At 65.3% G+C, this 21,115-nt stretch carries 19 protein-coding genes; 7 read left to right on the top strand and 12 right to left on the bottom strand.

Annotated elements, in window-relative coordinates; genetic code table 11:
* Positions 1 to 132: 132 nt before the first annotated feature.
* Together AC2YJX_RS12145 and gdhA are read right to left on the bottom strand one after the other, a co-directional pair.
* Positions 133 to 966, bottom strand: a complete 834-nt coding sequence (locus AC2YJX_RS12145) for an alpha/beta hydrolase (RefSeq protein ID WP_218300608.1) — start codon at positions 964 to 966, stop codon at positions 133 to 135.
* Positions 967 to 1,106: 140 nt separating this feature from the next.
* A complete protein-coding gene (gene gdhA, locus AC2YJX_RS12140; protein ID WP_487256190.1) occupies positions 1,107 to 2,450 on the bottom strand; it encodes an NADP-specific glutamate dehydrogenase in 1,344 nt (447 codons plus the stop codon).
* Between the two features lie 254 nt (positions 2,451 to 2,704).
* On the opposite strand from gdhA, the gene AC2YJX_RS12135 reads away from it, so the two are divergent.
* Positions 2,705 to 3,868 carry a glycerophosphodiester phosphodiesterase gene (locus tag AC2YJX_RS12135; protein WP_121505819.1) on the top strand — a complete coding sequence of 388 codons (1,164 nt, stop codon included), beginning with the start codon at positions 2,705 to 2,707 and terminating at the stop codon, positions 3,866 to 3,868.
* A gap of 167 nt (positions 3,869 to 4,035) precedes the next feature.
* Here the strand turns inward: AC2YJX_RS12135 and mutL are convergent, their stop codons facing one another.
* Entirely contained in the window at positions 4,036 to 6,078 is a 2,043-nt protein-coding gene (gene mutL, locus AC2YJX_RS12130) for a DNA mismatch repair endonuclease MutL (protein WP_487256189.1), read from the bottom strand.
* A gap of 109 nt (positions 6,079 to 6,187) precedes the next feature.
* Between mutL and AC2YJX_RS12125 the strand changes: the two genes are divergently transcribed.
* A complete protein-coding gene (locus tag AC2YJX_RS12125; protein ID WP_121420696.1) occupies positions 6,188 to 6,835 on the top strand; it encodes a DedA family protein in 648 nt (215 codons plus the stop codon).
* A 109-nt stretch (positions 6,836 to 6,944) separates the two neighbouring features.
* Here AC2YJX_RS12125 and AC2YJX_RS12120 read toward each other — a convergent pair whose 3' ends face one another.
* Positions 6,945 to 7,184 (bottom strand): YMGG-like glycine zipper-containing protein, encoded by a 240-nt coding sequence (locus tag AC2YJX_RS12120; protein ID WP_082437237.1) that lies wholly within the window; start codon positions 7,182 to 7,184, stop codon positions 6,945 to 6,947.
* Positions 7,185 to 7,492: 308 nt separating this feature from the next.
* On the opposite strand from AC2YJX_RS12120, the gene AC2YJX_RS12115 reads away from it, so the two are divergent.
* Positions 7,493 to 9,058 carry a methyl-accepting chemotaxis protein gene (locus tag AC2YJX_RS12115; RefSeq protein WP_436129741.1) on the top strand — a complete coding sequence of 522 codons (1,566 nt, stop codon included), beginning with the start codon at positions 7,493 to 7,495 and terminating at the stop codon, positions 9,056 to 9,058.
* A 24-nt stretch (positions 9,059 to 9,082) separates the two neighbouring features.
* On the opposite strand, the gene AC2YJX_RS12110 is transcribed toward AC2YJX_RS12115, so the two are convergent.
* From AC2YJX_RS12110 to tsaE, 3 genes are all read right to left on the bottom strand, one after another.
* On the bottom strand, positions 9,083 to 9,424 hold the full coding sequence (locus AC2YJX_RS12110) for a cupin domain-containing protein (RefSeq protein WP_487256188.1): 342 nt from the start codon (positions 9,422 to 9,424) through the stop codon (positions 9,083 to 9,085).
* Between the two features lie 124 nt (positions 9,425 to 9,548).
* Positions 9,549 to 11,000, bottom strand: a complete 1,452-nt coding sequence (locus tag AC2YJX_RS12105; protein WP_487256187.1) for an N-acetylmuramoyl-L-alanine amidase — start codon at positions 10,998 to 11,000, stop codon at positions 9,549 to 9,551.
* 6 nt (positions 11,001 to 11,006) lie between these two features.
* On the bottom strand, positions 11,007 to 11,525 hold the full coding sequence (gene tsaE / locus AC2YJX_RS12100; RefSeq protein ID WP_431149905.1) for a tRNA (adenosine(37)-N6)-threonylcarbamoyltransferase complex ATPase subunit type 1 TsaE: 519 nt from the start codon (positions 11,523 to 11,525) through the stop codon (positions 11,007 to 11,009).
* 12 nt (positions 11,526 to 11,537) lie between these two features.
* Between tsaE and queG the strand changes: the two genes are divergently transcribed.
* The gene (gene queG, locus AC2YJX_RS12095) at positions 11,538 to 12,587 is read left to right on the top strand and encodes a tRNA epoxyqueuosine(34) reductase QueG (RefSeq protein ID WP_487256186.1); all 1,050 of its coding nucleotides are present in this window, start codon (positions 11,538 to 11,540) and stop codon (positions 12,585 to 12,587) included.
* 97 nt (positions 12,588 to 12,684) lie between these two features.
* Here the strand turns inward: queG and AC2YJX_RS12090 are convergent, their stop codons facing one another.
* Together AC2YJX_RS12090 and AC2YJX_RS12085 are read right to left on the bottom strand one after the other, a co-directional pair.
* A complete protein-coding gene (locus AC2YJX_RS12090) occupies positions 12,685 to 13,362 on the bottom strand; it encodes a GDSL-type esterase/lipase family protein (protein ID WP_487256185.1) in 678 nt (225 codons plus the stop codon).
* Positions 13,359 to 14,264: an AEC family transporter gene (locus tag AC2YJX_RS12085; RefSeq protein WP_121505824.1), complete on the bottom strand. Its 906-nt coding sequence runs from the start codon at positions 14,262 to 14,264 to the stop codon at positions 13,359 to 13,361. Before AC2YJX_RS12085 ends, AC2YJX_RS12090 begins: the two co-directional genes overlap by 4 nt.
* 127 nt (positions 14,265 to 14,391) lie before the next feature.
* Here AC2YJX_RS12085 and AC2YJX_RS12080 point away from each other — a divergent pair, with 127 nt between their 5' ends.
* The 3 genes from AC2YJX_RS12080 to AC2YJX_RS12070 all read left to right on the top strand — a co-directional run bounded on the left by AC2YJX_RS12080 (position 14,392) and on the right by AC2YJX_RS12070 (position 17,369).
* Positions 14,392 to 15,357, top strand: a complete 966-nt coding sequence (locus tag AC2YJX_RS12080; RefSeq protein ID WP_055398604.1) for a tripartite tricarboxylate transporter substrate binding protein BugE — start codon at positions 14,392 to 14,394, stop codon at positions 15,355 to 15,357.
* 79 nt (positions 15,358 to 15,436) lie between these two features.
* The gene (gene xerD, locus AC2YJX_RS12075; RefSeq protein ID WP_121505825.1) at positions 15,437 to 16,336 is read left to right on the top strand and encodes a site-specific tyrosine recombinase XerD; all 900 of its coding nucleotides are present in this window, start codon (positions 15,437 to 15,439) and stop codon (positions 16,334 to 16,336) included.
* Positions 16,337 to 16,403: 67 nt separating this feature from the next.
* Positions 16,404 to 17,369, top strand: a complete 966-nt coding sequence (locus AC2YJX_RS12070) for a Bug family tripartite tricarboxylate transporter substrate binding protein (protein ID WP_487256184.1) — start codon at positions 16,404 to 16,406, stop codon at positions 17,367 to 17,369.
* A gap of 66 nt (positions 17,370 to 17,435) precedes the next feature.
* Here AC2YJX_RS12070 and AC2YJX_RS12065 read toward each other — a convergent pair whose 3' ends face one another.
* The 3 genes from AC2YJX_RS12065 to AC2YJX_RS12055 form a co-directional block, all read right to left on the bottom strand.
* On the bottom strand, positions 17,436 to 18,716 hold the full coding sequence (locus AC2YJX_RS12065) for an EAL and HDOD domain-containing protein (RefSeq protein WP_431149890.1): 1,281 nt from the start codon (positions 18,714 to 18,716) through the stop codon (positions 17,436 to 17,438).
* 81 nt (positions 18,717 to 18,797) lie between these two features.
* On the bottom strand, positions 18,798 to 20,063 hold the full coding sequence (locus tag AC2YJX_RS12060) for an EAL and HDOD domain-containing protein (protein WP_055398607.1): 1,266 nt from the start codon (positions 20,061 to 20,063) through the stop codon (positions 18,798 to 18,800).
* Between the two features lie 184 nt (positions 20,064 to 20,247).
* Positions 20,248 to 21,051, bottom strand: a complete 804-nt coding sequence (locus AC2YJX_RS12055; RefSeq protein ID WP_487256183.1) for a ferritin-like domain-containing protein — start codon at positions 21,049 to 21,051, stop codon at positions 20,248 to 20,250.
* Positions 21,052 to 21,115 lie beyond the last annotated feature (64 nt).

Raw genomic sequence — 21,115 nt, 5'->3', positions numbered from 1 at the left:
TCGATACCGGCGCGGCCCAGGCCAGGGCAGCCGAGCAAGGGCCGCCCCGCAGCGAGGGCTGCGTCCCCCTGCCCACAGCGCGCAGCGCTGCGAGAGCGGGGGGAAGGCGCGCAGCGCCTCAGGGGGGTGTCTCTACCTCAGCTTGAACAGCGATGCCATGGCTTGCCGATACGCTGGTTGCCCTACCGAGTTGGTGTTGTGGTGCGACCCGCCTTCCACCAGCACAAACTGCTTGGGCTCCTGCGCCGCCTCGAAGAGCTTGCGGCCCAGGGCGGGCTGGATCAGGCTGTCCTGGCTGCCATGCACCACCAGCAGGGGCGAGCCGATCTCGGCCACCTTGCGGACGGACTCAAATCGCTGCGTGATGAGGCCCGACACCGGCAACCAGCCCCACTTGAAGGTGCTGACCACATCGGGGATGCTGGTGAACGTGCCTTCCACCATGGTGCCTTGTTCGTCGGACACCTGGCGGGCCAGGTCGATGGCAATGGCGCCGCCCAGCGAGTGGCCGAAGATGTAGCGGGGCTTGCCCGGCTGCTGCTGGGCCAGCCAGTCCCACGCGGCGCGGGCATCTTCGCTGGCGGTCGCCTCGGACGGCAGCCCGGCGCTGCTTTGGCCGAAGCCCCGGTAGTCGATGGCCAGCACCGAAAAGCCCAGCTCCTGCATGCGCCGGATGCGGCCCGACGAGCCCGCCACGTTCCAGCGTGCACCGTGCAAATAGAGCAGCACGGGCGCATCGGCGCGCTCATGGGCCAGCCACAGGCCATGCAGGCGCTCGGCCTTGCCGCTGGCGTCGGACTGGAAGTCGATCCAGACATCCTGCATGTCCGCCGTGGACTGTGCACCGCCCCAGCTGCGGTCGCTGGGCTGGAAGATCCATTCGCGCTGCTTGGCGTCGAGGGTGGCGCAGCCCGCCGTCACGGCGATGGCCAAGGTCAGGGTAACCAGGAGGGGGGTGCGCTTCATGGTGGAGACAGACTCGGCTTCGCGTCAGAAAGTTCTGACCGGCGAAGCAGGGTTTGTGCCCGTTTCCTGCAAATGGAGCGAAATGGCGGGCAACGCGCCTTCTTGTCCCATCTTCGGTTGCCTTGCCTTCGGAACCGGGGTTACACCACGCCCTGCGCCAGCATGGCGTCGGCCACCTTCACAAAACCGGCGATGTTGGCGCCGTCCACATAGCTCACGGTGCCATCGCTGCGTTTGCCATAGTGCAGGCAGGCAGCGTGGATGCCCTGCATGATCTGCAGCAGGCGCGCATCCACCTCTTCGCGCGGCCAGGACAGGCGCGCGGCGTTCTGGCTCATCTCCAGACCCGATGTGGCCACGCCGCCTGCGTTGCTGGCCTTGCCCGGGGCGTAGAGCACGCCTGCAGCCTCAAACGCCTTGGCTGCGTCGATGGTCGACGGCATGTTGGCGCCCTCGGCCACGCAGACCACGCCGTTCTTGATCAGAACCTCCGCGTCGTTCGCGTCCAGCTCATTCTGGGTGGCGCAGGGCAGGGCCACATCCACTGGTACATGCCAAGGGCGTACCCCGGCTTCAAAGGTGGCGCCGGTGCGGGCTGCGTAGTCGCTCACGCGGCCATACAGATGATTCTTCACTTCCATGAGTTCGGCCAGCTTGGCAGGGGTGAAGCCGTCTTCGTCCACGATGGTGCCGCTCGAATCCGAGACCGTGACCACCTTGGCACCCAGTTCCATGGCCTTTTCGACGGCGTATTGCGCGACGTTGCCCGAACCGGAGACCGACACACGCAAGCCGTCGAGCGAGCGGCCTTTGGACTTGAGCATTTCCTGCGCAAAGTACACCGTGCCGTAGCCCGTGGCTTCGGGGCGCACCAGCGAGCCGCCAAACGACAGCCCCTTGCCGGTGAACACGCAGTCGGCCCGGTTGCTGAGCTTTTTCATCATGCCGGCCATGAAGCCCACCTCGCGGCCGCCCACGCCAATGTCGCCCGCTGGCACGTCCGTGTCGGCCCCCACGTGGCGGAACAGCTCGGACACAAAGGCCTGGCAAAAGCGCATGACCTCTCCCGGGCTCTTGCCCTTGGGGTCAAAGTCGCTGCCGCCCTTGCCGCCGCCCATGGGCAGGGTGGTCAGAGCGTTCTTGAAGGTCTGCTCAAACGCCAGAAACTTCAGCACCGACAGGTTGACCGACGGATGGAACCGGATGCCGCCCTTGTACGGGCCAATCGCCATGCTGTGCTGAATGCGGTAGCCCCGGTTCACCTGCACGCTGCCGTGGTCGTCCACCCACGACACGCGGAACATGACGATGCGCTCGGGCTCCACCAGGCGCTCCAGCAGGCCGTGCTCGGCGTAGCGGGGGTGTTCTTCAATGAAGGGCCACAGGCTTTCCATCACCTCGGTGACAGCTTGCAGAAACTCGGGCTGCCCTGGGTTGCGAAGGGCGACGTGTGAGAGGAAGCTGCCTGCGGACGCGTGTTTCATATTTCAAAAAACTTTCTGAAGATCAAGGGGCGGTGGCACGCCATGGCGCGCTGCAACATCGAATTATGTCTAAAAGTTATACGTTTATGCGCATGACTCTGCACAATGGTGGGGAATGTGGCAGGGTGATTGCCACTTTTTGGTGCGTTTGGATGGTGCGGTGAAGCTGTCATCCATTCGCAAAACGGGCGTCATCGCCTTGTCACAGGGGGCGCCCACAGTTCGGCGGTTCTAAACACAACGAGGAGAAGAGCATGCACATTTCCGGTGCTAAGTTGGGTGCGCTGGCCCTGGTGGCCACGCTGGCTGCTTGCGGTGGCAGCGATGACAACCCCTATCCCACTTTGAGTGGCGACAAGCCCCTGGTGATTGGCCACCGGGGTGCCGCGGGCTACCTGCCGGACCACACGCTCGAAGGCTACAAGCGGGCCATCGAGATGGGCGCCGATTTCATCGAGCCTGACCTGGTCGCCACCAAGGACGGTGCGCTGATTGCACGCCACGAGCCCAACATCACCGGCACCACCGATGTGTCCACCCGCGCCGAATTTGCCAGCCGCAAGACCAAGAAAGTGGTCGACGGCGTGGAAGAAGAAGGCTGGTTCGCCTCGGACTTCACCCTGGCCGAAATCAAGACCCTGCGCGCCATCCAGCCCCTGGCCGACCGCGACCAGTCGCACAACGGCAAGTACCAGATCCCCACGCTGGAAGAAGTGCTGGACCTGGCCAAGAGCGAAGGCGCCAAGGCGGGCCGCACCGTGGGCGTGTACCCCGAAACCAAGCACCCCACCTACCACGTCCGCCTGGGCCTGCCACTCGAAGACCGCCTGCTTACCATCCTGGCCAAGTACAGCTACACCGCCAAGAGCTCGCCGGTCATCGTGCAGTCGTTTGAGGTCTCCAACCTCAAGTACCTGCGCACAAAGACCCAGATCCGCCTGGTGCAACTGGTGGACGCGAACGACGTGAACCCCGACGGCAGCATGGACCTGACCGCCCCCTACGACAAACCGTACGACTTTGCCGTGGCGGGAGACACGCGCACCTTCGCCAGCCTGCTCACGCCTGCGGGCCTGAAGGAAGTGAAGACCTACGCCGACGGCATCGGCCCCTGGAAGCCCTACCTGATCCCCTCCAAGCAGGTGGACGCCAACAAGGACGGCAAGGCCGACGACCTCAATGGCGACGGCAAGATCGACGAACGCGACCGCGTGATGATGCCCGCCACCGACGTGGTGAAAAACGCCCACGCCGCGGGCCTGCTGGTGCACCCCTACACCTTCCGCAGCGAAGCCAAGCGCCTGGCGTCGGACTTCAAGGGCGACCCCAAGGCGGAATACAAGCTGTTCTATCAGCTGGGCGTGGATGGCGTGTTCAGCGACTTCCCGGACCATGCCAAGGCGGCGCGGGATAACTGAAGCCCACTGAGGCCCGGCGCGCCTTCCCCCAAAGGGGGACGTACCCGGTGGGCTGGCAAGGCCGGTTCCACGGGTGCTCTGGCCTGGGGTTGTGCCGGTTGTGGCGGCCCCTGGGCTTGATGTGCAGGTGGTCCATCGGCCCTCGGGCCGATCTTTTTGCGGTTACCTTACCGGCCCCGCAGGAACAGTGCGTCCAGCTCCTTCATGCTGAGCTGCCGCCACGTGGGCCGTCCGTGGTTGCACTGGTCGCTGCGATCCGTGGTCTCCATCTGCCGCAGGAGTGCGTTCATCTCGTCGATGGTGAGCTTGCGGTTGGCGCGCACGGCGCCGTGGCAGGCCATGGTGCCCAGGATTTCGTTGCGCGCGCGTTGCACCACGGTGGTGGCGTCGTGGGCGGCCAGTTCGGCGAGCACGCTGCGGGCCAGTTCCACGGGGTCGCCCTGGGCGAGCGTGGTGGGCACGGCGCGCACGGCCAGGGTTTTGGGGGAGAAGGGGACGACCTCCATGCCCAGCGTGGCCAGTACCTCGGCGGATTCTTCGGCGGTGGCGACCTCTTGCGGGGTGGCGGCGAAGGTGGCGGGGATCAGCAGGGGCTGGCTGGCAATGCGGGCGCCGCTGTCCACCTGGGACTTGAGGCGTTCGTAGACGATGCGTTCGTGTGCGGCGTGCATGTCCACGATGACCATGCCCTGGGCGTTTTCGGCCAGGATGTAGACCCCGTGGAGTTGGGCCACGGCCTTGCCCAGCGGCCAGGCGGTGTCGTTGCCGCCCTGGCCCTGGGGCCAGGTGGTTTCTTTCGCGGTGCTGTTGTTGGCCCAGGCCGCAGCAGGGGGGGCGAATGACGTGGGTGTCACGGGCTGCGGCATGGCATCTGCCTCGCCGGTGTTGGCCGCAGCGCCCCAGTTCACCAGCGGTGCGGTGAGCCCTGCAGACGGTGTGGCTGCGTCCTCTTTCCTTGGTCCCCACAGCGCCTGCAGGTCCGCCACATGGTGGCCACGTTCTTCAAATTTGATAGCTGCTTGCGCTTGTCTGTTAAGCGCTAGAGGCTGATTTGGCTTGAAATTCTCAATGGGGGCCTGTGCCGTGGAGCCCGTGTCTGCTGAAGCGGCAGCCCCTGCAGCCGCCGCCAGCGCTGCGGCGCGGGGCGCTGCCAGCGCGTTCTCCACGGCGTGGCGCACGGCCTGGTGCACCTCGCGGCTGTCCCGAAAGCGCACTTCGATCTTGGTGGGGTGCACGTTCACGTCCACGCGCGCCGGGTCGATTTCCACATACAGCGCGTAGATGGGCTGCTTGTGGCCGTGTAACACGTCTTCATACGCGCTCCGGGCGGCGTGGGTGAGCACCTTGTCGCGCACGAAGCGGCCATTGACGTAGCAATACTGGTGGTCGGGCCGTGAGCGCGCGGCGTCGGGCAGGCCTGCGCGGCCGGTCACGGTGACCGGGCCCACGCGGTGCTGCACGGCGACCGACTGGGTGACGAAGTCTTCGCCCAGCACATCCGACAGGCGACGGGCCAGCGCGTCCTGCGCATCCCCCTGGCCAAGCACGAAGGTGGCGCGCCACTGCTCCACCAGCTTGCCTTCGTGCCAGATGGCAAATCCCACATCGGGCCGGGCCAGTGCGTGGCGGCGCACCGATTCGATGCAGTGCGCCAGCTCGGTGGCGTCGGTCTTCAGGAACTTGCGGCGCGCGGGGGTGGAAAAGAACAGCTCCTTCACTTCCACGGTAGTGCCGGTGCTCCGCGCGGCGGGGCGCAGTTCGCCGCTGCGGGCGTCCAGCAAAAAGGCGTTGGACTGGGCGATGGGACGGGAGAGCAGCGACATCTCCGACACCGAGGCAATGGCCGCCAACGCCTCGCCCCGAAAACCCATGGTGGCTACGGTTTCCAGGTCGTTCAGGTTGGTGATCTTGCTGGTGGCGTGGCGGCGCAGGGCCACGGGCAGCTCTTCGTGTGGAATGCCGCCGCCGTCGTCTTCCACGGTGATCAGGCGCACGCCGCCGGCCGACAGGCGCACGGTGATTTGCGTGGCGCCTGCATCCAGCGCGTTGTCCACCAGCTCGCGCACCACCGAGGCGGGGCGCTCCACCACCTCACCGGCGGCGATCTGGCTGATCAGCTCGTCCGGCAGGTCGCGAATGGGGCGCCGGTTGTTGAGGGGGGACAAAGAGGCAGGCTGCGCCGCTGCAAGGGTGGGGGTGGTGTCGTTCACTCGGCCAATTTTAGGGCGGGGGCCGCGCAGGGGTATCGGCCGGTGCCTATTGGCCGATGGGGATAATGCCCGCAACTTTTTTGCGTCCGGTGCCCCCACCGGCTACCCCATGGAACTGGTGACCTTTCTGATCGACTTCATCCTGCATGTCGACAAGTACCTCGAAGCCTTTGTGCAAACCTATGGCGCCTGGGTGTATGCGCTGTTGTTCCTGATCGTATTCGTCGAAACCGGTGTGGTGGTCATGCCGTTTTTGCCCGGCGACTCACTGCTGTTCATCGTGGGCGCCCTCTGCGGCGCGGGGATGATGAGTTTTCCGCTGGCCTGCGCGGTGCTCATCGCGGCGGCCATTCTGGGGGACCAGTGCAACTATTCGATTGGCCGCTTCTTTGGCCCCAAGGTGTTCCAGTGGGAGGACTCGCGCTGGTTCAACCGCCGGGCCTTCAACCAGGCGCACGATTTTTACGAGCGCTATGGGGGCATCACCATCATCCTCGCGCGTTTCATGCCATTCATCCGCACGTTTGCGCCCTTTGTGGCGGGCGTGGCCGAGATGAGCCGTGCCAAGTTCACAGCGTTCAACGTGGCCGGGGCACTCATCTGGGTGCTGGGCATTTGCTCTGCAGGCTACTTCTTTGGCAACTTTGCCTGGGTCAAGGAGAACCTGGACAAGATCATCTGGGCGATGATTTTTGTGCCCGGCCTGATCGCGATTTTTGGCGCCTGGCGGGCGGGGCGGCAGGCCAAGGCGGCCTGATTTATTGATTGAAATTGCTATAAAAAATATAGCTGCTGGCGCTTTTGGAATAAGCGCTAGCAGCTATTTTTCTGCCTGATCCCCAGAGGGTCAGGCACAGCGAGTGGAATTAACGGCGGTAGGGCTTGCGTTGATCGCGGTCTTCGCCGATCTCATGGCCGATGAGGGCACCGGCCGCCGCACCGCCGATGGTGCCCACGGGCCCGCCAAAGACAGCGTTGCCAGCTACACCGCCGACCACGGCACCGACACCGGTGCCCACCTGGGCGCCCGACGGATTGGAAGCGCAACCACCCAGAGCAAGGGCCGCAGTGCAGGTGGTGGCAAGAAGGATGTGACGGATTTTCATGGCAGGAGTCCTTTATGAATGGAGTCAGGCCTGGGGTCCCAGCAGCGGGTGCGTTGGGGCTCGACCTGTGGCTTCACTATCCATTCGGCGCCAGGGGCCCGGCGTAGGCAGCTGTGGCAAGCGTCTGTAGGACATGGGGCCTCGTGCGGGGCGGGCGCTGCGTTTGGCCGTAAGGCGTCCTTGGCCCATGGGCCAGAGGCCGGTGATCAGGGTTTACGTGCCCTGTGGGGTGGTTGCCAACGGGCGAGCGCAGGAAGATCATTTCTTCTCTCTGCAAACCCACCACATACATCTAAAAAGGGGACACCATGGACCAGCAACCACGGGGGATGGGTGCGCAGCTGACGGTGGCGCAACAGATTGGATTGATTGTGGGGGTGGCTGTTTTTGCGCTGGTGCTCATCCTGGCCCTGAGCCTGGTGCGGGTGCAGACCCTGGGCAATACGGTGGACCGCCTGGCCACCGAGCAGGTCGAGCGGCTGCAGCTGGCACTGCGCTGGCGCAGCAACATTGCCGTCAACTCCACGCGGGTGTTCTCCATCGTCCAGACGGAGGGCGATGACCTGCAGAACTACTTCAAGGACGTTGTGGCGGCCACCACCGCTGACACCAGCAAGGTGCAAAAGCGCTACACCGAGTTGGAAAACAGCCCGCAGGGGCTGCTCATCCAGGAGGAATTGGCCACCATCCGCAAGTCTTACCTGGAGACACGGGACAAGTCGCTCGCGCTGAAGAAGGCGGGCGACATGGCCCAGGCGCGCGCCTATGCGCTGGGCAGCTTTGCCCCGGTGCTGGACAAGTACAACGCCGTGGCCGACAAGATGGTGAACTACCAGGTGCAACGCTCGGCCGAGCAGGCGGCCGAGGCGGCGGGCTTGATCCAGTCCTACCGCATGACCGTGTTGGTGGCGGGTGTGGCGGGGCTGGCGCTGCTGGTGGTGTTGTCGTGGGTGGTGGTACAGCGCATCCGTCGCTCGCTGGGGGAAGTGAGCGCCGTCGCCCAGCGCATTGGCGAGGGTGATCTGTCGCAGCCCATCCATGCCAGCGGGCGGGGCGAGGTGGCCGAGATGATGCGGGCGATGGAGGCCATGCAGACCTCGCTGGTGCGCATCGTGGGCGATGTGCGCCACAGCAGCGACAGCATTGCCACCGGCTCCAGCGAAATCGCCTCGGGCAATGCCGACCTGAGCCAGCGCACCGAGGAGCAGGCCAGCAATCTGGAGCAGACCGCAGCCTCGATGGAGGAGATCACCAGCACCGTGAAGAACAATGCCGACACTGCCCAGCGCGCCGCCGTGCTGGCGGGCACCGCATCGGCTGCGGCCGTGAAGGGTGGCGAGGTGGTGGGCCAGGTGGTGGCCACGATGCAGGACATTTCGGCCGCATCGCGCAAGATCACCGACATCATTGCGGTGATAGATGGCATCGCGTTCCAGACCAACATCCTGGCGCTCAATGCCGCTGTGGAAGCCGCCCGCGCGGGCGAGCAGGGCCGGGGTTTTGCCGTAGTGGCCAGCGAGGTGCGCAATTTGGCCCAGCGCAGTGCCGAGGCTGCCAAGGAGATCAAGGCCCTGATTGGTGCCAGTGTGGAGAAGGTGGATGCTGGTACGCACCTGGTCGGCAACGCGGGGCAGAGCATCGAAGACATCGTCGCCCAGGTCAAACGTGTGAGTGACCTGATCGGCGAAATATCGAGTGCGACGGGCGAGCAGACCATCGGCATCAGTCAGGTGGGCGAGGCCGTCACACAGCTCGACCAGGTCACGCAGCAGAACGCGGCGCTCGTGGAGCAGAGCGCCGCAGCGGCCGACAGCCTCAAGCACCAAGCTGCCAAGCTGGCCGAAATTGTGAGCGTGTTCCGGCTGGGGCGCTGAGCGGGTGCTGATCCGGTGATGGGCCTATGCTACTTGGGTAGGCTTGAGGCACATGGTGACCAGCAGCGATGCATCCTCCACGGCTTTGAGCGAGTGCAGTGCGCGGGGCGCAAGGTGCACAAAATCGCCCGCGCGCAGTTGCTGAACGCCGTGCTCGCTGACAAATTCCACCATGCCTTCAATGCACAACACGGTGCCCTCGCCGGGGGTCTGGTGTTCTTTCATGGATTTGCCCACCGGCAGCACCACGCGTATCACTTCAAGCTGACCTGCTTTGAGGATGGCGGTGGTGACGGTTTCGGGCAAACGGTCGCCCAGGGGGCGCATGCTGACGATCTGGCCGGATTGGGCGTGGGGTAGTGCCATGGCATTCCTCCTTTCCTGCCGGTGCGCGGTGCGCGCCGGGCTGGGACGATGAAGGCTACTGTGCCTGCACTTCGCGGCCCGCGCAAGGCGGGGGAGTCACCATTGGGGTGTCTTGAACAGGTTCTTACACCGAACGGCTGCGCGCCAGCGGCGGGTTCTTGGCAAAGTAACGTGTGATGCCGCGCATCAGCGCATCGGCCAGTTGTTCCTGGTAGGCACTGCTGCGCAGGCGCTTTTCTTCTTCGGGGTTGCTGATAAAGGCGGTTTCGACCAATACGCTCGGAATATCGGGCGCCTTCAGCACGGCAAAACCTGCCTGCTCCACGCGGGGCTTGTGCAGCTTGGCAATGCCGCCGATCTCGCCCAGCAGCACGGTGCCCAGCTTCAGGCTGTCGTTGATCTGTGCGGTGGTGCTCATGTCCAGCAGCGCGCGCTGCACGTGCTGGTCTTTGGACTGCACGTTGATCCCGCCCACCAGGTCGGCCTGGTTTTCCTTGTTGGCCAGCCAGCGGGCAGCCGTGCTGGAGGCGCCGCCCTGGCTCAGCGCAAACACGCTGGCGCCCCGGGCGGCGGGGGTGGTGAACGCGTCGGCGTGGATGCTGACGAACAGGTCGGCCTGCACGCGCCGCGCCTTTTGCACGCGGGTGCCCAGGGGCACAAAGTAGTCACCGTCGCGGGTCAGGTAGGCGCGCATGGGGTTGCCGCCCACGGTGGTGGCGTTGATGCGGTCGCGCAGCAGGTGCGCCACGCGCAGTACTACGTCTTTTTCGCGCGTGCCTGCAGGGCCGATGGCGCCGGGGTCTTCGCCGCCGTGGCCAGGGTCCAGCGCCACGATGATGATGCGGTCCGTCTGGGTGGATGTGGCTCGGTTGCCGGGGCGCGCGGGTTCTGGCGGTGGCGGCGCGGTGGCCACCATGGGTGGGGGCTCGGGCGGGCCGGGGCGCTGGCTGCGTTGTGCAATCAGGTCGCCCAGCGGGTCGTGCTCGGGCGCTGCGGGGGCGCGCGCTGCGGCGGCGTTGGCCGCAGCAGCGGCCGTCAGCGGCGGATTGGGTGCGGGGGCGGGCTTGGCGGGGGCCTCGCGCAGGCGTTCGGCAATCAGCGCCTCCAGCGGGTCCACCGGTGCGGCGGGGTACAGGTCAAACACGAGCCGGTGCTGGTAGGCCGCCACGGGGGGCAGCGTGAACACCTGGGGCATGGCCGCCTGTTTCAGGTCGACCACCAGACGCACCACACCGGGCGCATTCTGGCCCACGCGGATGCCGGCGATGTTGGGGTCGTCGGGCTTGACCTTGGCCACCAGCTCGCGCAGCTCGGGGCTCAGGTCAATGCCCTCGATATCCACCGCCAGCCGGGGCGGGGTGGTCACGAAAAACTGCTTGGCCACCAGCGCACCGTCGGATTCGATGGTCACGCGCGAATACTCGGGGGCGGGCCACACGCGCACGGCCAGGATGGTGGCGCCGCGTGCAATCTGCTGCGTGCCCAGCAACAGCACCAGACTGCCTGCCTGCAGCACAGCGCGGCGCGAGCGCAGGGGGGCAGCGGGGGGATGAGCGGGCAGGGTGGGTTCGTTCACGGCGTCTCAGAGTGCTTGCAGCAAGGCACGCCCGATGGGGGTATGGGCGTGCACGGTGACTTTCCTTTCGGTGTCGTCGATTGCTTCAATGTGGATAGCAAGGTCCGCAAGCGGGGTAAGCGCTGCAGCCTTTTCCGGCCATTCTGCCACCTTGAGACCGGGGTTGGCAAAAATGTCCCTGAAACCCGCATCCTCCCACTCGCGCGGGTCGTCAAAGCGGTAGAAGTCAAAGTGCCAGATGGCGAGGCCCGGGGCCTCGTGCGGCTCCACCACGGCGTAGGTGGGGCTCTTGATGCGGCCCTCTACGCCCAGCGCGCGCAGCAGGTGGCGCACCAGCGTGGTCTTGCCCGCGCCCAGGTCGCCGTGCAGGGTTACAAAGGCATTGGCCAGCAGGGGCTGCGCGGCAAGGCGCTGCGCGAAGGCGGTGGTGTCGTCCTCGCTGTGCCAGGTGAAATGGCGCGCAGTTTCGGCAGCAGCATGGTTGCCACTTTCTACAATCTGGCCGGTATGTGGTGCAACAGTCAACTCGTTCCTCAAATGCAGGAGTGGGCCCGCGAGCTGGGATTTTCCCAAATCGGCGTGGCGGGGGTGGACTTGTCTGCGGCAGAGCCCGGGCTCGAGGCCTGGCTGGCGCAGGGCTTCCATGGTGACATGCATTACATGGCATCCCACGGCATGAAGCGCGCACGCCCGGCCGAGTTGGTGCCCGGCACGGTGAGCGTGATCACGGCGCGCATGGATTATTTGCCGCGCGATACCGCGATGGATGCGCCCGAAGGCTGGCAGACGGCGGAGCTTTCGCGCCTGCAGCGCCCGCAGGAGGGCATCGTCTCGGTCTACGCCAGGGGCCGGGACTATCACAAGGTGCTGCGCGCGCGCCTGCAAAAACTCAGTGACCGCATCGCCGAGGCCATCGGCCCCTTTGGCCACCGCGTGTTCACCGACTCGGCCCCCGTGCTGGAGGCGGAGCTGGCCGCGCGCAGCGGCCAGGGCTGGCGCGGCAAACACACACTGGTGCTCAACCGCGAGGCGGGGTCCATGTTCTTTCTGGGCGAAATCTATGTGGACATGGCCCTGCCCGAAAGCGCGCCCGTCACCGCGCACTGCGGCAGCTGCAGCGCGTGCATTGACGTGTGCCCCACGCAGGCCATCATTGCGCCGCACCGCGTTGATGCGCGGCGCTGCATCTCGTACCTCACCATCGAATACGCCGGGCCCATCCCCGTGGAGTTGCGGCCCCTGATGGGCAACCGCATCTACGGCTGCGACGACTGCCAGCTGATTTGCCCCTGGAACAAGTTTGCCCAGGTGAGCCGCCTGCCGGACTTTGACGAGCGCAAGGGCCTGGCGGGCCAGCAGCTGGTGCACTTGTTTGCGTGGGACGAGCCGACCTTTTTGCGCATGACCGAAGGCGGCCCCATCCGCCGCATTGGCCACGAGCGCTGGCTGCGCAATGTGGCTGTGGCGCTGGGCAATGCGCTGCGGGCGACGGGGGATGAGTCTGTGCGTGCCGCGCTGCAATTGCGCGTTGAGGACCCCAGCGAGCTGGTGCGCGAGCATGTCGCCTGGGCGCTGGATTTTGAATGAAAATGGCCTCTGGCGCTTGATGGATAAGCGCAAACAGCTATCAAAATAAGAGCATTGGTGCCAGCTTTGCTGGGGCGTGTTGCTTTTGCTCTTGCGGCTACCGCGCCAGCAAACCTGTGTCTTTGAGGGTCAACACCAGCCCCTGGGCAAATTCTTCATACCCCGCAGCATTGGCATGGATCTGGTCCGCCCGCAGCCGCTCCTGCCCCAGTACACCCGACCAGCCTTTGCTGTGCAGCGGCACTTTCAGTTCGCCGGCGATCTCTTCGTACATCGCGTGGTCGCTCAGGCGGCCTACCGCCGCCAGCATCGTCAGCTCGGGCACCGCCACCAGCAGCACCTGTGCGCCGCTGGCCTGAGCATCGGTGCAGATCTGGCGGATGTTGCTGCGGGTGGCGGTGGCGCTCTGGCGGCGCAGAAAGTCGTTGCCGCCAATGCTCACGATCACCAACGCCGGCTTGTGCTTTTGCAGCAACCCCGGCAGGCGCGCCAGCGCATCGCCCGAGGTGTCACCCGAAATGCCACCATTGACCACCTTCCAGCCTGTCAGGCGTGCCAGCACGGCCGGGTAGGCGGTGTCGGCCGAGGCACCCACGCCCGATGTCAGCGAGTCGCCCAGGGCCAGCACGGTGGCATCGGGCGGCAACGATTGCGCGCGCGGGGTTTTGCGCCCGCAGCCCACCAACGGCACAAGCGCCAGTGCCCCCAGGCTTGCCATCAACGCGCGGCGGCTTGCCAAGGCGTCGGAACCCAGGGCTCCGCGGGAATCGGTCATCGGAGAAACCCCAGCGCAAACGGCAGGCTGACCATGCCCAGCAATGTGGAGAGCGTCACCAGCCCGGCCACATACGGCCCGTTGTAGCCCATGCGCGCTGCCAGCACATAGCAGGTAGAGGCAGTGGGCAGGGCCGAGAACGCGAGCAGCATGGTGGTCTGCACGGCGTTGAGCCCAAACAGCCGCGCCATCGCAAACGCCAGCAGGGGCTGCACCAGGTGCCGGATGGACAACACCGCCACGCTCAGCGCCTTGCCGCGCGAGAGCAGGCCAAACTGCAGGCCTGCGCCCGCCGCCATCAGCCCCAGCGCGAGCGACGCCGCACTGATGCGGCTGACCGTGGGGCTGGCCCATTCCGGAATCTGAAAGCCCAGCAGGTTGGCCACCAGGCCCGACACCGTGGCGACGATGAGCGGGTTGCGCACCAGCTCGCGCGCAAAGCTGTGCTGGCCATGCCGCGCCATGGGCCACACGGCCGCCACGTTGAACAGCGGCACGCACACGCCGATCAGCACGGCAATCATCAGCAGTCCCTCAGCGCCCGCCAGGCGCTCGGCAATAGCCAGGCCAATGAACGAGTTGAAGCGGAACGCCACCTGCGCGCTGGCCGCGTGGTCGCGTGCGTCGATGTGCTTGCCCAGCCAGGGCCAGTGCGGCAGGCTGTAGGCCAGCGCAATGCCCGTGATGCCCATGGTCAAGCCCGCAGCGATGAGGCCAGACGCAGCGCCGATGTCCACCGGGCTCTTGACGATGGACTGGAACAACAGCACGGGAAAGAGCAGGTAGTACACCAGGCTCTCCACGGGTTGCCATACCGAGCGGTTGAGGGCGGTGTACCGGCAGATGAGGTACCCGCAGAGGATGAGGGAGAAGTCCGGGATCAGGAGCTGGGCGTAATTCACGTGCCGAGAATACTTGATCCGTGTCAGTCTCTGCGGGTTAGCCCTTATGTGGAATCCGCAGGGCTCCAAGGCAGCCATTGCGCATACCATCAGCGCTGTTTGTTACCCCCGCTCGAAGGAGAACTCCATGCATCGTCGTCAATGGCTCGCGCTGACCGTACTGGCTGCCGCCGCAGGCACCGCAGCCGCCCAGGGCTACCCCAACAAGGTGATCAAGCTGCAGGTGCCGTTTGCACCCGGTGGCACCACCGACATCATTGCGCGCGTGATCGCCGACCCGCTGGGCAAGGCCCTGGGCCAGAGCGTGATCGTGGAGAACAAGGCCGGTGGCGGCGGCATCGTGGGTGCGGCAGAAACGGCACGCTCGGCCCCAGACGGCTACACGCTGGGCGTGGCCACGGTGTCCACCACGGCCGCCAACCCCGCCATCAACCCCAAGACCCCGTACAACCCGCTGACGGACTTCACGCCCATCATCAACATTGCGGCCACGCCCAATCTGATTGCCGTGAACCCCAGCTTCCCCGCCAAGGACTACAAGTCGTTTGTGGCCGAAGTGCAGAAGAACCCCGGCAAGTACTCGTATGCATCGTCGGGCACGGGTGGCATTGGCCACCTGCAGATGGAGCTGTACAAGAGCCTGTCCAACACCTTCGTCACGCACATCCCCTACCGCGGTGCGGGCCCGGCGCTGAACGACACCGTGGCCGGCCAGGTGCCGATCATCTTTGACAACATTCCATCCGCGCTGCCCTTCATCAAGGACAACCGCCTCGTGGCCATCGCTGTGGCCGCGCCACAGCGCGTTGCCGCACTGCCCAATGTGCCCACGTTCAAGGAACTGGGCCTGGAGCCCGTGAACCGCATGGCCTACTACGGCATCCTGGGTCCCAAGGGACTGCCCAAGGACATCGTTGACAAAATCAACGCAGCCGTGCGCACCGCACTGCAAGACCCGGCCGTGAAGAAGCGCATCGAAGACACTGGCTCCATCGTGGTGGGCAACACGCCCGAGCAGTTTGCCGAGCAGATCAAGGCCGAGTTCGCGGTCTACAAGCAGGTGGTCGCCAAGCAGAAGCTGACGCTGGAATAAGCAAGCGCCGTATTCCATACTTCTCAGTCAAAGCCGCCCGTTGCCACGGGCGGCTTTTTTACGTGCTATCGTTTTTTGCATGCTTGCCACCAGCCTGACCGCCATCGACACCTTTGTGGACGCCCTCTGGCTGGAGGACGGGCTTTCGCGCAACACGCTGGCCGCCTACCGGCGTGACCTGACGCTGTACGCGCAGTGGCTGGCCGACCAGCAGCCTCCGCAGGCGTTGGACGGCACGGCCGAGCACCATCTGCAGGGTTACTTCGCCGCCCGGCATGCGCAGACCCGCGCTACGTCTGCCAACCGGCGCCTCACAGTGCTGCGCCGCTACTTTCACTGGGCGCTGCGGGAGCGGCGCATCACGGTCGACCCCACGGTGCGGTTGCAGGCTGCACGCCAGCCCCTGCGCGTGCCCAAGACCTTGTCGCAGGCGCAGGTGGAAGCCCTGCTGAATGCGCCAGACGTCGGCAACCCGCTCGGGCTGCGTGACCGCACCATGCTGGAGCTGATGTACGCCAGCGGCCTGCGCGTGACGGAGCTGGTCACACTCAAGACCTTTCAGCTGGGCCTGAACGAGGGCGTGCTGCGGGTCATGGGCAAGGGCAGCAAGGAGCGGCTCGTGCCGTTTGGCGAAGTGGCCCGCCAGTGGCTGGACCGCTACCTGCAGGAGGGCCGCAGCGCCATCCTGGGCGGGCAGCAGACAGACGACCTGTTCGTCACCCAGCGGGGCAGCGGCATGACGCGGGTCATGTTCTGGGTCATCGTGAAGAAATGGGCGCAGGTGGCGGGCATCACCGTGCCACTGTCGCCCCACACGCTGCGGCACGCGTTCGCCACGCACCTGCTCAACCACGGTGCAGATTTGCGGGTGGTGCAGTTGCTGCTGGGCCACGCCGATATTTCCACCACCACCATCTACACCCACGTGGCGCGCGAGCGGCTCAAATCGCTTCATGCGCAACACCATCCGCGCGGGTAGCGCTGGTTAGGCTGGCTACTGCTGCGCCTGTTGATAAATACCTACCCCACTCACACCAGGAACCCTCATGAAAAAACTATTTGCTGGCTCACTGCTGCTGAGCGCTGCCACCCTGGCCATGGCGCAAGCCTGGCCCACGGCCAAACCCATCCGCATCGTTGTGGCCTACCCTGCGGGCGGTGTGAGCGACACGGTGGCCCGTGCGCTGGCCGACAAGCTGGCGGTGCAGTTGGGCACCCCCGTGGTCATCGAGAACAAGGCTGGCGCGAGTGGCAGCCTGGGTGTGGATGCGGTCGCCAAGGCGGCGCCGGACGGCTACACCCTGGGCTTTGCGGCAGTGAGCCCGCTGGCGCTCAATCCGTACCTGGGCAAATCTCCGTTCGATCCGCAAAAGGACATTGCGCCCGTGGTCAGCGTGATGTATTCGCCCGTGCTGCTGCTGGGAACTACCGCCAGCAAGGCTGCGGATTTCAAGGAGCTGATCGCCACTGCGCAGGCCAAGCCGGGTGCCGTGCGCTGGGCCACCTCAGGGCAGGCGTCGCTGGGCCACATCATGTTGGAGCAGATCGCGGGCAAGAGCCAGGTGCAGATCACCCATGTGCCCTACAAGGGCGGCGGCCAGCAGATGAATGATGCGCTGGGCGGCCAATACGAAGTGCTGTCGACCAATGCGGGGCCTGCCGTGCTGCAGCACATCAAGGCGGGCAAGCTCAAGCCGCTGGCGGTGGGCGCACCAGCGCGGCTCGACTCGCTGCCCCAGGTGCCCACGCTGGCAGAGCTGGGCCAGCCTGCAGCCAACCTGTCTTCCCTGTTTGGCATCTATGCGCCAGCGCAGACGCCTGTGGTCGTGCTGGAGCGCATCAATACCGAGGTGAACAAGGCGCTGGCCCTGCCCGACATCCGCAACAAGCTCGAGGCCACGGACAACGTACCGACCGGCGGCACGGCTGCCGAATTCGCGCGCCAGATTGCGCAGGAGTCGGAGAACAACGCGCGCATCATCCGCGCGGCGGGCATCCAGGGAAATCAATGACCGCCTGAAAAACCACGGGCCCTGGATGACCAGGGCCCGTACCGGCAAAGGTGTTTCTGGGACGAATCAGTCTTCGTTGAGGCTCTCGGCCCAGGTCAGCGCCTGCAGGTGGGCCCAGTTGACCTGGCGGTTGGACAGGTGCAGCGCATCGGCGTTCTTGGCAAAGGCCACTTCGTCGCCGCTTTCGCAGGCCTTGGTCAGTTCCAGGAAGGGCGCGAACACACCGGTGCCGCGCAGCAGGGCGTCCATCACGGGCTCGGGCAGGGCCACGGATTCGAGCGCCTTTTCAATCGGAACCCCCAGCATGGTGTCCAGCAGCGAGAACACGCCCACCACAAAGGCGTTGTCACATTCTTCGGGTGGCAGCAGCTCGGCGGCCAGCAGTTCCATCAGGCGGCCGCGCACCACGGCGGTCTGGCCCACGGCTGGGGGCGCGCCGCCGGCGCGGGACGTGGTCATGAGCAAGGCCGCCCAGCGGAACAGCTTCTTGAGGCCCAGGATCATCACCGCATGGCGGAACGAGGTGATCTCGCACGACAGGCCAAAACCGGAGGAGTTGATGAAGCGCAGCAGGTTGAAAGACAGCGTGGGGTCTTTCTTGAGCAGATCTTCGATCTCGGCCGTGCTGGCCTGTTTGCGCACCAGGTTGATGAGCTGGATGATCGTAGCCTGCGAGGGGCGGATGGTGGTGGCCTTCACCAGCGAAGGCTGGGCAAACCAGTAGCCCTGGAAGAGCTTGACGCCCAGACCGCGCATCAGCTCGTACTGTTCGGCGGTTTCCACCTTTTCGGCCACCAGCGTAGCCTTGCTGTGGGTGGTGGAGAACTTGACCAACGGCCCAGCCAGTTCAGGCTTGAAGGCCTGCATGTCGAGCTTGATGAAGGAGGCCATGGGCAACCAGCTGGTGTAGGCGCGCTTGAGGGCCTGCTGGTCGAACGCCAGGCGAAAACCGCGCGTGCGCAGGGCTTCCAGCGTGGGAATGCGGCCTTCGATCTCCTCGGGCGTGGCGCCTTCGGGTAGAGGGGGGACTTCCAGCACCACCTTTTCGGGGTGGATCAGTTCCAGGTGGCCGCCCGAGAGGCTGTCGTGCGTGCAGTTAATAAACACCGTCTTCTTGCCGACCAGGGCCTCGGTGCCGGCGTACGACAGGGCGTTGAACAGCAGGGCAGCGTCGCTGGCCGCTGTGTGGGCGTCGGAGGCGGTGGACCGGTCAAACAGCTCATAGCCATAGACAGCGCGGGATTCGTCCACGATGGCCTGGCGCGCAATGATGGCGATGTTCTCGTCTACAGGGTCAACCGCAGGCGATGCAGCTTCGGGGGCGTCTTGTTCAGGTGTGGTCGACATGGGGTCTGCTGGAGTGATGTGCTGGGGTCTGCAATGATTCTAGACCTGCACGTGGCGTGCGCCTATCAATCAATGTGAGCTTCAGTCGGTGAGTTGGTCCGCCCAGGCCAGAGCTTGCAGGTGCGCAAAGTTGATCTGCTGGCTGGTTAGGTGCAGCAGGCCCGCCGTGCGGTCGAACACCACATCGTCGCTGGATTCGCAGGCTTCGGCCAGGGTCAGCAGGTCTCCCAGGAAGCCTTCGCGCCGCAGCAGCGCCGCCGCCACGGGCTCAGGCACGTTGAGCAGGCCGAGCGCGGATTCCATGGGCATGGACAGCATCACGTCCAGCAGCGAGAAGATGCCCACGACGAAGGCCTGGTCGGCTTCTTCGGGCGGAAGGGTTTCGAGCGCCAGCAGTTCCATGAGGCGGCCCCGCACCACGGCGGTCTGGCCCACAGACGATGGGGTGCCGCCCGTGCGCGAGGCAGTGAGCAGCAGCGCTGCCCAGCGGAACAGTTTTTTCAGGCCCATGAGCATCACGGCCTGGCGGAAAGACGTGATCTCTCGCGACAGGCCAAAACCTGCCGAGTTGATCAGGCGCATCAGGTTGAAGGCCAGGCCAGCATCTTTCTTGAGCGTTTCTTCGATGTCATCGGTGCTGGCCTGTTTGCGCACCTGGTTGATGAGTTCAATGATGCTGGCCTGTGACGGGGTCAGCAGCTTGGCCTCGACCAGCGCGGGCCGTGCGAACCAGTAGCCCTGGAACATCTGCACGCCCTGGCTGGAGACCATGTCGTACTGCTGGGCAGTTTCCACCTTTTCCGCGATCAGTTCGGCCTGGCTGTGGCGCCCGGCGTAGCTGATCAGCACGGCCAGCTGGTCGGGCGCCAGCACCGAAAGATCCAGCTTGATGTAGTCCGCCAGCGGCAGCCACGGGGCATACGCGGACTGCAACACCGTGTGGTTGAACGCCAGGTGAAAGCCCCGGTCGCGCAGCTCGGTCAAGATAGGCAGGCGCGTGGCGACTTCTTCGGCCGCAGTGTGGCCCAGTGGAGGAATTTCGAGCACCACTTTGTCGGGCTCCACGAGTTCGAGGTGGCCACCGGAAAGGCTTTCATGCGTGCAGTTCACGAAGATGAGCTTTTTGCCCACCAGCTCTTCAGTGCCAGCGTGCGAAAGGGCGGTGAAGACCAGGATCACGTCGGTGGCGGCCGTGTGTGCGGCGCCGCTGCGCGAGCGGTTGAACAGCTCATAGCCGACCACCACCTGCTGCGCATTCACGATGGCCTGCCGCGCGATCATGGCGACCGAGGACTGGTTGCCGGAGGGCGGTGCGGTGGGAGTGCCGGGGGCAGTGGGTGAAGTCATGGAGGGAGTATCGAAGAAAGAGGGGCCAGTGTCAGCGGGCGGGGCTGGCGCGGCAAATTGTAGGAGCCGATGCGGGCGCGCGCTGTAACCAGGAATTCAGACAGGGCTTGCATACATCGGGATGCGCCAGCCTTCTCGCCCTGGGACTGGCCGCTTGACGGAGCCTTGTTTTGCGCAAGCCATGTCAGATCTGCTGGAGCCAGCGCAGCTCGTTGTCAGTGAACCCGGCCTTGCGGCGGGCGGCTTCGTTGAACGGGGGTTTCAGGCGGGGGGCTTCGTACTGCTTGACCACGGTGCCATAGTGGGCTTCAGGGTCTACCCCCTGGCGCTCGCACAGCCAGCGGTACCAGTGGTTGCCGATGGCCACATGGCCCACCTCGTCGCGCAGGATGGTGTCGAGAATGCCCACGGCGGCCAGCGCATCGGGCGTGCCCACTTGGCGCAGCTTGGCCTGAATCTGCGGCGTGGCGTCCAGCCCGCGCGCCTCCAGGGTGCGCGGCACCAGCGCCATGCGGGCCAGGATGTCGTGCTGGGTCTTCTCGCACATCGTCCACAGGCCCTGGTGGGCCGGGAAGTCGCCATAGTCATGGCCCTGGCGGCGCAGGTGATCGCGCAGCAGGCGAAAGTGCCGGGCCTCTTCCCCAGCGACCAGCATCCAGTCGGTGTAGTAGCTGCGGGGCATGCCGTCAAAGCGCCATACCGCGTCGAGTGCCAGATTGATGGCGTTGAACTCGATGTGCGCAATGGCGTGGATCAGAATGGCGCGCCCCTGTGGAGTGGCCGGCGAACGGCGGGCGACGTCGGTATGGCGAAGCAACTCCGGCCGCTCGGGACGGCCGGGCAGTGCATTGGCGTCAGATGGGGGAGTGGGGGATTGTTCTGCTATCGAAAGAGTAGCTGATTGCGCTTGCAGGTCAAGCGCTGCGGCCGCTTTTTGTTCAGGGTCTGCAAGGCACAAGACCTGCAGTGCACGGTGGCGAAGCTCCATCCTTACAATTCTAGGCCCTGCCATGCGGAACACGGCGCACGCTTTGTAACGTCTGGCGACTTCC

It is taken from the genome of Acidovorax sp. SRI_002, from assembly GCF_057586455.1.
The sequence above is the reverse complement of the archived record's forward strand: the minus strand, read 5'-3'. Positions and strand labels throughout refer to the sequence as shown.

Coding starts and splice junctions, on each gene's coding strand:
- AC2YJX_RS12145 (WP_218300608.1), bottom strand. CDS start 966: ATGAAGCGCACCCCCCTCCTGGTTACCCTGACCTTGGCCATCGCCGTG.
- gdhA (WP_487256190.1), bottom strand. CDS start 2,450: ATGAAACACGCGTCCGCAGGCAGCTTCCTCTCACACGTCGCCCTTCGC.
- AC2YJX_RS12135 (WP_121505819.1), top strand. CDS start 2,705: ATGCACATTTCCGGTGCTAAGTTGGGTGCGCTGGCCCTGGTGGCCACG.
- AC2YJX_RS12125 (WP_121420696.1), top strand. CDS start 6,188: ATGGAACTGGTGACCTTTCTGATCGACTTCATCCTGCATGTCGACAAG.
- AC2YJX_RS12120 (WP_082437237.1), bottom strand. CDS start 7,184: ATGAAAATCCGTCACATCCTTCTTGCCACCACCTGCACTGCGGCCCTT.
- AC2YJX_RS12115 (WP_436129741.1), top strand. CDS start 7,493: ATGGACCAGCAACCACGGGGGATGGGTGCGCAGCTGACGGTGGCGCAA.
- AC2YJX_RS12110 (WP_487256188.1), bottom strand. CDS start 9,424: ATGGCACTACCCCACGCCCAATCCGGCCAGATCGTCAGCATGCGCCCC.
- queG (WP_487256186.1), top strand. CDS start 11,538: ATGCAGGAGTGGGCCCGCGAGCTGGGATTTTCCCAAATCGGCGTGGCG.
- AC2YJX_RS12090 (WP_487256185.1), bottom strand. CDS start 13,362: ATGACCGATTCCCGCGGAGCCCTGGGTTCCGACGCCTTGGCAAGCCGC.
- AC2YJX_RS12080 (WP_055398604.1), top strand. CDS start 14,392: ATGCATCGTCGTCAATGGCTCGCGCTGACCGTACTGGCTGCCGCCGCA.
- xerD (WP_121505825.1), top strand. CDS start 15,437: ATGCTTGCCACCAGCCTGACCGCCATCGACACCTTTGTGGACGCCCTC.
- AC2YJX_RS12070 (WP_487256184.1), top strand. CDS start 16,404: ATGAAAAAACTATTTGCTGGCTCACTGCTGCTGAGCGCTGCCACCCTG.
- AC2YJX_RS12065 (WP_431149890.1), bottom strand. CDS start 18,716: ATGTCGACCACACCTGAACAAGACGCCCCCGAAGCTGCATCGCCTGCG.
- AC2YJX_RS12060 (WP_055398607.1), bottom strand. CDS start 20,063: ATGACTTCACCCACTGCCCCCGGCACTCCCACCGCACCGCCCTCCGGC.
- AC2YJX_RS12055 (WP_487256183.1), bottom strand. CDS start 21,051: ATGGAGCTTCGCCACCGTGCACTGCAGGTCTTGTGCCTTGCAGACCCT.